Below are 11642 nucleotides of genomic sequence, written 5' to 3'. Positions count from 1 at the left end.
CTAGAAATTCAATTGCTTTAACTTTGAACTCTTTTGTGTAGATACTTCTGACCATTGCTACTCCTTGTTGATGAGATTATATCTCTTAAACAAGGTGTACGGCTAATCGAGGAGGGATCAACCTTTAACTAAACAATTTAACCATACAATGAGAACCGCTCTAATTATCCAAATATATTTCCAAACGACGGGAAAACGGAATCTGACAAAATCCAAAAATATTCACAAACAATTTTAGCTAGAAATATCCAGGTTAAATGATGGCTTGATTCAACGATAAAGAAGCCATTTGGCCACAAATGAAAGCTATCCTAGCGATATCTTCTTTTGAGAAAAAAAGATATTCCTTAGAAAATAAAATATCTTGGGCACTTTTTAGTATTGTTTCATTAGTCTCAATATTCAAAATGCTCAAAGAAGTAATATGATCAGATAAAATTCTGTATTTCTCTACGTTATTAGGAAAATGCTCTCGTGTGATTCCCTCAGCTTGCATATAGCAAATCGCATAGGCTATACGCTTAGAGTGCAACACTTCGTTAGTTAGCGATGTGTCTAAAGAAAATTGCAACCACTCGTTATTAAAATTACACGTATGAATTTTATTTCGGGAAATAATTATCTTAGAAATTTTATCCTTGGATAAATAGTACAAATCATTAATGCTGTTTACGTCTATGGGATGAAGATTGCTCAAAATATCTGGCATTTCTTTGATTTGCTGTGGAAACAACGGTGGCAAAAAATCACCTGGTTTATCCGTGTGAGCAAGCACAACTTTCCCAGTAGATTTGTATTCTTCGATAGTTGAAAAAATACGATAACGAAAGCTAGTTAATCTATTCGTTTCCAAACGAAAAGAACTATAGAAATCAACAAAGACTTTGAAGGGCTTTTGCAGAAAAACCATGGTATACAAAACTAAATAGAAGAGTAAATATAAGATAAATCAATCTCATACATGGTTTCATCGAATTTAATAATCTCAGGAGGAATTCCAAAAACTATTTCCACCTCATTCGTAAAAATTAAGTCGCTCATTTTATCATCCCTAAAATTTTTTACTAAGATATTGTTCACATTAACTATTGTCAATGGCTATCAAAATAATTTTTTGGTAAAAATCTGGGAGCTAATTCTTGTATTTTTTGCGCCACTGATAAACAAACACCATCCTTCCATTTTTTGGCAGCAATTTGGATTCCTATTGGAAGGTTATCTGCAGACAGCCCGCAAGGTACCACAGTGACTGGCCATCCAGTTAAGTTATACGGTAATAAATAACCAATATCCTCCCGATATTTAAAAGTCTCCCCATGGAGTCTTGCTGCTGAAGCAGTAACCGGCGATAGTAAAATATCGAAATCTTGCATAAACATATTCATTTTAATTCGAAAATCGTCTAATTCAACAAGGCGGGCTCGAAATTCACTCACGCTAAATCTTGAGTTTTTAGCTAACTCTAAAAATTTTTTAGTTAAGATAGTTATTTCTTTTTGTCCCATTCGTTTCAGTGCGTTTTGTATAGATAGGCCTCCATCTCCACCATACATAAAGGTGTCTAAATGAAGTCTTGCAGCTTTTTTCAATTCCTGAGGAAAAATATTGGTTATAGAATGCACACAAGGCTCAAGTTTTTTTATCATGTGGCTAAGGACATTAACTGTATTGTTGCACGGACTTTCCTCCATAGGGTTTTCTAAAAAAAAAGCTACTCTCAATTTTTTTATTTCTGGTGATTTATTATAATAAGGAACGGAGATAGCATTAGGATCTTGTGCATCTGATCCAGCTATTACCGATAAAATTAATCTTAAATCTTGTACTTCCCTCGCCATAGGGCCAATAGATAATATTTGAGCCCCCAAGCCAATATTGTGATTCGGGAAAATACCTGTCAAGGGTACTAACCCATGTGTAGGCTTATGTGCAGAAATGCCACAATAATGTGCAGGCTGTCGAATGCTGCCCCCTGCGTCATTTCCTAATCCTGCCGGAATACATCTTGAAGCAATTAAGGCTGCTTGGCCCCCACTACTTCCGCCAGCAGTTCGTTTTAAATCATAGGGATTATTGGTTCTACCATAAAGCAAGTTATCTGATTCATAAGAAAGCAATAACTCTGAAGTATTGGTCAATCCAAAAATAATTGCACCGGCTTTTCGTAGTCTGGAAATAACACGTGCATCAAAGGAAGATTGTTGACCAAATAAACCGGGACATCCTTTACTTGGAAAAAAGCCTTTGACATGAAACGCATCTTTAATACTTAGCGGTAAACCATGCAAAAGTGGTAAAGGTTTACTTGAGAAAGTTAACTTATCAGCTTGTTTTGCTTGTAAAATAAGCTCCTCTGGCTTAAATTGATTCAGTGCATTGATTATTGGATTGAATAAAGTAATTTGTTTAATATAAGCTTCCGTAATTTCCAGTACTGAAAGATCCTTTAACTTTATTTTTTTAACAAGTTCAAATGCCGATAACCCTATGATCTCATTCATCTATTAACCATTTTCACAATTTTTTTGCATAAAATTTGCGCTATAAAGTTCAAGCTGAATCCCCTCGATTCTCCTCATAAAAATCACTAACATTTTTGCAAGGAAAACATAAGGAATTGTAACGATGATTTTAATGAATACAGTACCCAACCATAATTTAAATAAAAAAGTTGATTGGGAGTCATAAAACACGACTGGCAAAACGATTAAGCTTAAAATTAGATCTGAAATACCTGAACAAATAAAACTCCTAATTAAAAAATGTCGACCTCTTAATCTGAGCTTTAGTTCACTTAGGAACTTGATATTAAGAGCAGATGTGATGAAAAAGCCTATCGGGCCTATTAAAGTTAATAATGTAGATTGTTTTACTATAAAAGCATAATATTTTTCATTATCACATAATAGTAATAGCCCATTATTTATTAATGAAAAAAACACAATAAAAAAATAACAAGACCACGTGACATAATAACTAACCTTTTTACCATAAACTTCAGTAAGACAATCTGCTAAAGGATAAACTAACGGGAAAATTAAAGCTGGCAAAGCAAATTGCAGATTAATGTCTCCCCATTTAAGAGTACAAATAGAAACTGCATCTATAGTTGGCAAAAAAAGACAAAGAGTATAGATAGATACCAAAGGCGATAAGATTTTAATATCTGGTTTTAATGGCACTATAACCCCAATTTTGTTAATAAATTATGTTTGAAGTTAAAAAGATTTTTAACATCTTCCAACATAACTTCATCAGAATTTTTTATAATATTTTGCTCAATTAAAATCCCTTTTGAGTTATATAAATAATTATTTTCATGAAAAAAATATGGTATATCAAATTGCATTAGCTCATTAACTTCTGAATCTATAATCGTTTTAGAAATAAAGTGTGAGCCTGTCAAACTCTCATGAAGATAGGTTTTTCTTTTTTCCTTGTCTAATAAAAATTTAGGATGAGTGCTGTTTTTTAAGAGAGTAAAATAATACCTTGTAGGCTTAAAGATCATACGTTTCCTTTTTTGATAGTTCTTTTTTATGAGTTCAATAAAAAAGAGCGGTGCTTCATTAACTGCCCGATAAGCTCCCTCTATTCCAGATTTGATCTCTTCTTTGTAGGAGACAAAATGAATTGTGTTATTTATAAGTAATGAAGTGGCGGTATAATCGTAAGGTTTTATATTAAAAATAATAGGATAAAAGAGAGATTCGCAATCCACAATAACTGGGATAGATGAAGAACATAAAATATTCTCGGAATGAAAATCTATTCCCCTTATGCAAGTTAAAATGAAAAGCAGTGCACCCCAATGATATGCATACTTCTGATTATTTTCGCAATTGGCATTTTCTACATAGGCAATTTTAGAAAGATTACTATTCAGTATCGTAATATCTAAAGTTTCAAAACAAAAATTTTCATAATTATTTAAAAATATGTAAATTCCATTTAAGATTGACAACATTTCCGTCGAAACTGGTTTTAGTATAAATTTCTCTTTGCCACTTATCACCAAAGTTGTGCTTTTTCCTTGATTATGTACATCCCCTACTCTTGTGAGCGAGTCTATATAGGTTACCGACAATAATTGCTCTACAAAGCCTGAATAATATTCGAAAATTTGTGATAAAAAATTGCCAATATAATTTAGCTCGCTTTTGTTGTTTTGCTTTAAAAAAAAGCAAAACTCCAATATATCAGTATTAATATAATTTAAATAATCAACAAAATAATTAGCCGCCAGCTCTGCATGCTTACTGTGCTGGAAAGTGCAGGCAATGCTGAGAAAATCATATATTTCCATTATATTTTTTGACTGACAGTAACTTTAATCAAAAGCATTAGCATTATGCCATCATCACACGTTAACCAACAGCTTAAAGTACCAAAATTAAACAAGACCGCGGGCTATTGTTAGGATATTTTTAGTCAGAGAGCATACCATAGTTTATGTATACTTTAATAGATTCCTAGTTGCACACTCTTTTTATCTTGCTCAATAACTTTCTTTCTTTAATATGCACTAGACGCCAATTGCCTTTAGCAATTTAAACCTAGTGCATCTTACCATAAGCCCTATTACACTATAGCCGTGAACATAATTAAAATATGAAAAATTTTTTACTTTTTGTTCATTTTCTGAGATAATCGAGCTTTTTAACAAATCAACGAATGTGGTATGCCAGCAATTCTAGATCGATTGCAGATTCCAGTTCCTTACAATGAAGAAAAGAAATGGAATTTAGCGCAGCAATTACAGGGAAAGAGAGTTGATTTTTATAAAGCCCTCGTCCGCAATCATAATCTAATAAATTTCGATTATAGTATCCTTTGCACGCAAATCGCCCACCACTTGGCAAAGCAGAATAAATCGGCGCAAAAGCTCGCTTTGCAGATGGCAGCAGCCTTGGCAATAGCAGAAGTGCTTGAGGAAGTTTATCGCAATTATCTTTACATGCCGCGAGAAGTTATTCGCCTTCAAGGCGAGCAGCAAGTTTATCGTGAATTCTTAAAAAGAGAAGGGTTTGATTTCACCCCCTCCCCACAGCTTCCAGTGCCGGTAAGCGACGAAACGGGAAAGAAAACTCTTGCGGCAGAAGTGTCTGCCCAGCCTATCGACCGGGATGTGAGCGCTACCATCCGTGATGTAACGATGACGAGTAACTGGGCACGCTTATTTACTTTACGTACACGCCGCTTTCTTCTCCTGCTTGCGCCCGTCATTTCACCCACATCTGCTTACAGCAAATTTATCCGTGAAATCGACAAAATTGCAGCTCCTATCGTTGCTTATTTTTCCTGGATTTTCTTTGTCCCGCGTTTATCAAACAATTTGTTCATGTTTGCCAAGCATATTATCCCTGGCAGCTGGATGAGTGAACAAGAAGCATCTGTCGATTTTAAAACGAGGTTTGTAACACAACTTGAACGGCGCTGGTTTGAACTTTTTAACGATTCCTTCTGGTTAACTGCAGGCTTAATCAATTGTTTTATCTTAACCGGCGTCCTCGCTCCCGTCGGCATATATCTTTCCGTAGCCATGCAAGCTTTTGACGTGCTTCTTTGTACCATCCGTTACTTCGTGGAAGTCGGCCGCATGCAGGAAATACATACGGCTTATGCAAAAATGTTAACAAGCACGGATGTAAATGAGCATGAAAAAATACAAGAAATTAAAACCCATCTTAACTATCTGGAACAGCGCATCCATTATGAGAAAAAACGCTTGCTTTTAGGCATCATAAACAATGCCATCTTGGTAGTAGCCCTATCACTTGCCCTGCCAGCACTGGCAGTGAATCCCATAATTCCCTTTATCGGGGCTCTCGTTGCGGTTTTAACCACATTCGCATGCTTTACGGCAGTGCAATTTTTAGAACAGCAACGCCCGGTGACCCGGGTTACCCTGGCCATGCTGCCGGTGGATTCTGAAAAGGAAAAAACAAGCATCCTTACCCATTCGATGTTCAGTAAGTCACGAAGTACCACGAACATCGCCGAATATGAAGAAATTGCGAATACAGCAAAAAACTTTCAATAACTAATCATAGAGTGCTGCAGACTTCAATGGTATGCTAGGAAATTTCTGATTACCTAGGGGAATTTCATGTCTGCAGCTGCGTTGCCTCAATTTTCCGATCTTGATATTCAAACTTTTCCCCAACGCTTGGAAACGCTTTTAGAAAATAACTTAAAGCGCATTGACCACTTGCTCGAGAACAAAGAATATACTTGGGAGCGCCTCATGCAGCCGCTCGAAGACATGGACGATGCCCTCGAGCGCTTTTGGGCGCCCCTTTCGCACTTGCATGCAGTCGTTAATTCAACCCAATTGCGCGAGTGTTATCAAGCTTGCCTGCCAAAGCTTACCACTTATGAGGCCGCACTTGGGCATAATCATGCTTTGTATGAAGCAATTAAACGCATCGATGCGACCGGATTAAATGAAACCCAGCGCAAGATTATAGCGGATACACTGCGCGATTTTGAACTCTCAGGTGTCGCTTTGTCTGCTGAGAAAAAGCAGCGTTTCGAAGCCATGCAGACTCGCTTGGCGGAATTATCCAATCAATTCGAAAACCACGTGTTGGATGCAAGCCAAGCTTATCAGTTGCACATTACCGACGCCAGACGCCTGGAAGGCTTGCCCGAACATGCATTGCACCATGCAAGCGAATTGGCTCAAGAAAAAAATTTAACCGGTTGGGTGCTTAACCTCGAAATTCCCTGTTATCTGGCCGTGGTAACTTATGCAGAAGACAGGGAGTTACGCCGGGAAATGTATGACGCTTATGTCACTCGCGCCTCCGATAAAGGGCCGACTGCGGGGAAATTTGACAATACGGATGTCATGGATGAAATATTGGCCCTGCGTCATGAAAAAGCGCAGTTATTAGGTTTTGCCCATTATGCCGAATTATCACTGGCAACCAAAATGGCCAGGAACTGCCAGGAAGTTGTGCATTTTCTAACGGGCTTAAGCACGCGTGCGCATGCACAGGCTTTGCAGGAATTTAATGATTTGCAAGCTTTTGCACGGGATGAATATCAAATCGCAGAAATCGCCCCCTGGGATATCGCTTTCCTTTCAGAAAAGAAAAAACAGCGCCTGCATGCCATTTCACAGGAAGAATTGCGTGCGTATTTCCCTTTGCCCAAAGTTATGGATGGTTTATTTGCCATCATTAACAAATTGTATGGGATGAAGCTTCGCGAAATTCATGATGCCGATAGTTGGCATCCGGATGTCACCTGCTTTGCACTGGTCGATAAAGACGAACAATTGCGTGGCTACATTTATGCTGATTTGTTTGCAAGACAAAATAAACGCGGCGGTGCATGGATGGATTCCCTGCAAACCCGCCGCAAACAAGCTGATGGCGAAGTGCAATTGCCAATAGCCACCCTCACCTGCAATTTTGCAAAACCGGTGGCCAACAAACCTGCCACTTTATCCCATGACGAAGTTTTAACGCTATTCCATGAAATGGGGCATTGTCTGCACCATGTATTAACCCGCGTCGATTATTTGAGTGCAGCCGGGATCAACGGCGTTGAGTGGGATGCGGTCGAACTGCCAAGCCAGTTTTTTGAAAACTGGTGCTGGGAAGAAGAAGCACTTGCATTATTAACCGCCCATGTGGATTCCGGAGTTCCCTTACCCGCCGAACTTTTTGCAAAACTGCTGGCTGTCAAAAATTTCCAGTCTGCCATGGGCATGCTGCGCCAGTTGGAGTTTTCCCTGTTTGATTTCCGCATCCACCAGGAATATGACGCCGATAAAAAAGATTTTATTGGCGTTATCCTTGCTGACGTGCGCAAGGCAAACACAGTCGTGCCTGTTGTACCTTATAACCGTTTCCAACATAGCTTTACCCACATTTTCGCAGGTGGCTATGCCGCAGGATACTACAGTTATAAATGGGCAGAAGTCCTCTCCAGCGACGCATTCGCGCGTTTTGAAGAAGAAGGCATTTTTAATGCAAAAACCGGCGAGGATTTTTTAAAATATATATTAGAGGCAGGCGGTTCCCGCAAGGCTGAGGAAGCATACCTCGCCTTCCGCGGCCGCCCCGCAACCATCGATGCCTTGTTAAGGCATAACGGCATTAACTAGGGCTGCATTGCTCTCTTTCTGACTTATAAAGGAACAACATGGCCGAAGGATTATATGAAATCCCTGTCACCACCGTAACTGGCGAAACTTCTACGCTTGATGACTACCGCGGCAAAGTTTTGTTAATCGTCAATGTAGCCAGCCGCTGCGGTTTTACCCCGCAATATGCAGAGCTCGAAACGTTATACCAAAAATACAAAGATCGCGGCTTCGTCATACTCGGCTTTCCCAGCAACCAGTTTTTACAGCAAGAACCGGGCAGCAATGAAGAAATAAAAGCGTTTGCCGAAAGCTGTTATCGCGTAACCTTCCCGCTGTTTGCAAAAATAGATGTTAAAGGCGCACAGCAAGCGCCATTGTATGCCTATTTAAAACAACACATCGAGAAAAAGCCATGGAAATTCATCCCTTGGAATTTCACCAAAATTTTGGTTGATACCAAAGGACGTGTATTGAAACGGTATCTACCCACTACTTCGTTCAAAAAAATTGAGCAAGATTTGGCTAAACTTCTTTAAAAAACAGGTCAGGTAAAGCCGTGTGTTTGTAAAGCCAGTCCAGCAAATATTTACGCTGCCCATCCTGCGCGCCATCAAGGCTTTGCAAACAAAAGAATTTAACCTCCTCATGTTCATCAGCAAATTTTAGCTTTTGCTGCACCTTGCCCCAGGCATGGTGCGCCGGGTTAATGGTCACTTCCTGGTAAGCGTTATCGATAACCGCTTGCCCCGCGCTAATAGCGAGATGGTGCGCCAGCGTAATGATTTCAAACTGGCTGCGGTTTCGCAACGGATGCGAAATATTTTTGAGCAATTGTTCGGGATGCTCCTCGAAATAATGCGCGAGCATGTCTTTTTTCAACGGAAAAGGCACATGTGGTACATAGAAGAGGCGCTTGTTGTAATCAAGCAGGCGCGCGGCATTTTCCTGCACTTCACGATGTTCGCTAAGCTCTTTTTTGCCCAGTGCAAATGGGAGGTATTTTTCAAACCGCCGCAGCCATTGCCGGTGCCAATATTGCTCATGGTGGGTTTTCCAATCGCCCCGCAAAACAATTTTTCCATCACGGAAAAAGTCTTCATAGCAAACCGGTCGGATGATGGAAAAATCGTCGCAAAAACAAATGAATTCCTCAGCCAAACCTTCAATGCGCCATAACATCGTCGCAATGGTTAAACTGTTAAACGTCGGCAAATACGCTTCATAACCGCGGAAAATGTGCCGATGATCGACGATGTTAATTTTGTCTGCATAGCGGCTAGCCTGCAAAGCGTCAAAAACGGCAGGCTTTTGCCCATCGGTTACAATATAAATCGTGCGGATAAAAGGCGCATGTTTTAGGATGGAAGAAACGCAAAAAGTAATTTCCCCCTGTTGATTGTAGCGCGTAGGAGCTGCCGCTTCCGAGCGGGTAATCCCAAGTTTTTGCAAGTAAGCCGCAAGCTTTTCCCGGTGGGCCGCGTCATACCCGTCCACCCAGGTGATCACCGCATCGACTGGCTTTTTACTATCCATCTTGTTTTTATGCCACCCAGAACTGTTTGCAACATGATAGCAAAAATACAGGTATATGTATTGGGATACAAAGCATGCAATGTGTTACAGATATGCTATAATGAAGAAGTATCTTATGGGGGCGACCTGGCTTCGACGCGGGTTGCGAAACCTGAAGTGCATGCCGAGAATGAGATCTCTCGCAAAACAGACTCACTTAAATATAAATGCAAACGATGAAAACTTTGCTGGTGGAGAAGCTATCGCTGCGTAAGCTCGATAGAGTCACCATCGACCGTGCGCTGCCATAAAACCAGCGCCCCGTTGACCGAGCTTGCTTGTCGGTATCGAATCAACGGTCATAGAAGATAAGCTAGTGGCTTGATTTGTCCCGAATCAAGTTGCGAAATCCAGGGACTCGCCGTGAATCATCCTGCCAGTCGGAGGAGACACGGTTAAAACCAAAAGACCGGGCTAAGCATGTAGACCTAAGGGCAGAGGATTTGCGGACGCGGGTTCGATTCCCGCCGCCTCCACCAATTGACAATTCCTCTCAGAAACATCACGTAACATCTTGAATGGTAAGAATAAATTAGCGGTTCCAATAGGTTCAGAAGGGTGAATTACGATAGGGTTCACAAATACCAACCGATGAACCAAGCGTTTCTTATTTAAATCACCGTTAATCCATGCCCCATAAGGGTTTTCAATAAAGGACATTACGGCATCTAAGGCGGTTCCAAAACTTATTTCCTTATTATTTAATTGGCTAATAGAGTGTTCTAATTCCTTTTTTTCTTCCTCCAATAACTCAATTTTGTTTTCTAACCCTTTTTGGACTGCTTCAATTTTTGTTGTAATAAGTCTATCAATGGCACATTGAATTTGTTTATTCAATTCTTTGATATTATGCTTATAACCCGAGATTATGGAGTCTTGTCGCTCTATTCTTTGATTGTAAACATCATGTGAAATTGCTTTGGCGAGTTCTATTATTTGTTTTGATGGAGCGACCTGTTTTAACGTGTCTGAAAAAAAATTTTCTAATATTTCTCGTTTTATATTCTTTTTAGGTAAAGTACAACCTTTAGTACTACATCGATAATAAGCATATCTATCATTCCTGCCCTTTGACCAGCTTCCGGTATAAGCTTTTTTACAATTGGGACACAGCGCGAAACCTCTAATAGAAAAGTCTTCGTTGTCGCATTTGCGATTGAATTTCCTGTTATATTTCACATTAAGTCTTTCTTGAATTTTCTCAAAGCATTCAATAGAAATTATTGGGGGATGCGAGCCTTGAGCCGTAGTATTCCAAGTTTTTGAGAAAACCAACCCCGCATAGAGTTTTTGATTTAAAATTCGATTTACTTGTTTCAAGGTTACTTTTATAAATTTCTCTTTGTAACAATAGCGTTTTTCATTAAGAAAGTTTTTAACGTCTGTTTGAGTTTGGAAGCGACCAGAGGCAAATCCTTCGAGTGCTTCTCTCAATATGGTAGCTTTAGGTTGATCCAATACCAATACACGACCACCGCCTTTAGGGGCATCGATAAATTTAAAACTAATCTTACCGCGAAAAAACGGACACTAATTTGTTAAAATGTATGACTTAACGAAGAGGTGTTAAACATGGTAAGGCAACTAAGGAAATACAGTAAGGAATTCAAAGAAGAATCGGTAAAATTAGCGATAAGTTATAACAATGTAAATAAAGCAGCAGATGAATTAGGGCTACCGCGTCCTACTTTGCATGAGTGGGTAAAAAAAGCAAAAATTTCTGGCGGATATCAAGATGATTCAGGACTTTTTCAACCAGTAGATGTTGCGAAAGTAATGGAAGAAAACAACCAGTTAAAAAAACGCCTAGCCCGACTTGAGCAGGAGAAATCCATATTAAAAAAGGCGGCGGCAAATTCAATCGATCATTGCAACACCTCGCTCAATTTATCCGCCGGAGCTAGAAAGTTCAATGTTTTCCGCGGTCTTTCATTTAATTCTCTGGCAATTTTATCCAAATCAAATTGAG

General features: G+C 39.4%; 8 protein-coding genes, 1 other RNA gene and 2 pseudogenes. 5 read left to right on the top strand and 6 right to left on the bottom strand.

Annotation, left to right across the window (positions count from 1 at the left end):
* Positions 1–253: 253 nt before the first annotated feature.
* The 4 genes from ELY11_RS11565 to ELY11_RS11550 form a co-directional block, all read right to left on the bottom strand.
* Positions 254–910, bottom strand: a complete 657-nt coding sequence (locus ELY11_RS11565; RefSeq protein ID WP_127033696.1) for a hypothetical protein — start codon at positions 908–910, stop codon at positions 254–256.
* A gap of 181 nt (positions 911–1091) precedes the next feature.
* Positions 1092–2501, bottom strand: coding sequence for an amidase (locus ELY11_RS11560; protein WP_127033694.1), 1410 nt, complete (start codon positions 2499–2501; stop codon positions 1092–1094).
* A 3-nt stretch (positions 2502–2504) separates the two neighbouring features.
* Positions 2505–3182, bottom strand: coding sequence for a VUT family protein (locus ELY11_RS11555; protein ID WP_158615202.1), 678 nt, complete (start codon positions 3180–3182; stop codon positions 2505–2507).
* A complete protein-coding gene (locus tag ELY11_RS11550; protein WP_127033690.1) occupies positions 3182–4306 on the bottom strand; it encodes a DUF4135 domain-containing protein in 1125 nt (374 codons plus the stop codon). The genes ELY11_RS11555 and ELY11_RS11550 overlap by 1 nt, the downstream gene beginning before the upstream one ends.
* Before the next feature lie 375 nt (positions 4307–4681).
* Between ELY11_RS11550 and ELY11_RS11545 the strand changes: the two genes are divergently transcribed.
* The 3 genes from ELY11_RS11545 to ELY11_RS11535 all read left to right on the top strand — a co-directional run bounded on the left by ELY11_RS11545 (position 4682) and on the right by ELY11_RS11535 (position 8637).
* Complete coding sequence (locus ELY11_RS11545) at positions 4682–6043, top strand: hypothetical protein (RefSeq protein WP_127033688.1); 1362 nt, start codon at positions 4682–4684, stop codon at positions 6041–6043.
* Positions 6044–6109: 66 nt separating this feature from the next.
* The gene (locus ELY11_RS11540) at positions 6110–8119 is read left to right on the top strand and encodes a M3 family metallopeptidase (protein WP_127033686.1); all 2010 of its coding nucleotides are present in this window, start codon (positions 6110–6112) and stop codon (positions 8117–8119) included.
* Between the two features lie 38 nt (positions 8120–8157).
* Entirely contained in the window at positions 8158–8637 is a 480-nt protein-coding gene (locus tag ELY11_RS11535; protein ID WP_127033684.1) for a glutathione peroxidase, read from the top strand.
* Here ELY11_RS11535 and ELY11_RS11530 read toward each other — a convergent pair.
* On the bottom strand, positions 8624–9634 hold the full coding sequence (locus ELY11_RS11530) for a Stealth CR1 domain-containing protein (RefSeq protein ID WP_126954444.1): 1011 nt from the start codon (positions 9632–9634) through the stop codon (positions 8624–8626). The genes ELY11_RS11535 and ELY11_RS11530 overlap by 14 nt on opposite strands.
* Before the next feature lie 117 nt (positions 9635–9751).
* On the opposite strand from ELY11_RS11530, the gene ssrA reads away from it, so the two are divergent.
* Positions 9752–10152, top strand: a transfer-messenger RNA (tmRNA) gene (gene ssrA, locus ELY11_RS11525).
* A 493-nt stretch (positions 10153–10645) separates the two neighbouring features.
* Here ssrA and ELY11_RS12835 read toward each other — a convergent pair.
* Positions 10646–11107, bottom strand: a pseudogene (locus ELY11_RS12835) (recombinase zinc beta ribbon domain-containing protein); the annotation flags it as partial.
* Between the two features lie 138 nt (positions 11108–11245).
* Between ELY11_RS12835 and ELY11_RS12870 the strand changes: the two are divergent.
* Positions 11246–11473, top strand: a pseudogene (locus tag ELY11_RS12870) (transposase); the annotation flags it as partial.
* Between the last annotated feature and the right edge of the window lie 169 nt (positions 11474–11642).

Origin of the sequence: Legionella septentrionalis (assembly GCF_003989745.1) — a bacterium.
Lineage (GTDB): Bacteria > Pseudomonadota > Gammaproteobacteria > Legionellales > Legionellaceae > Legionella_A > Legionella_A septentrionalis.
Note: the sequence above shows the minus strand (reverse complement) of the source record. Positions and strands in the feature narration are given on the sequence as shown.

What these genes read in the sequence shown, in the direction of transcription:
- ELY11_RS11565 (WP_127033696.1), bottom strand. Translation starts at nt 910, where the DNA reads ATGGTTTTTCTGCAAAAGCCCTTCAAAGTCTTTGTTGATTTCTATAGT.
- ELY11_RS11560 (WP_127033694.1), bottom strand. Translation starts at nt 2,501, where the DNA reads ATGAATGAGATCATAGGGTTATCGGCATTTGAACTTGTTAAAAAAATA.
- ELY11_RS11550 (WP_127033690.1), bottom strand. Translation starts at nt 4,306, where the DNA reads ATGGAAATATATGATTTTCTCAGCATTGCCTGCACTTTCCAGCACAGT.
- ELY11_RS11545 (WP_127033688.1), top strand. Translation starts at nt 4,682, where the DNA reads ATGCCAGCAATTCTAGATCGATTGCAGATTCCAGTTCCTTACAATGAA.
- ELY11_RS11540 (WP_127033686.1), top strand. Translation starts at nt 6,110, where the DNA reads ATGTCTGCAGCTGCGTTGCCTCAATTTTCCGATCTTGATATTCAAACT.
- ELY11_RS11535 (WP_127033684.1), top strand. Translation starts at nt 8,158, where the DNA reads ATGGCCGAAGGATTATATGAAATCCCTGTCACCACCGTAACTGGCGAA.
- ELY11_RS11530 (WP_126954444.1), bottom strand. Translation starts at nt 9,634, where the DNA reads ATGGATAGTAAAAAGCCAGTCGATGCGGTGATCACCTGGGTGGACGGG.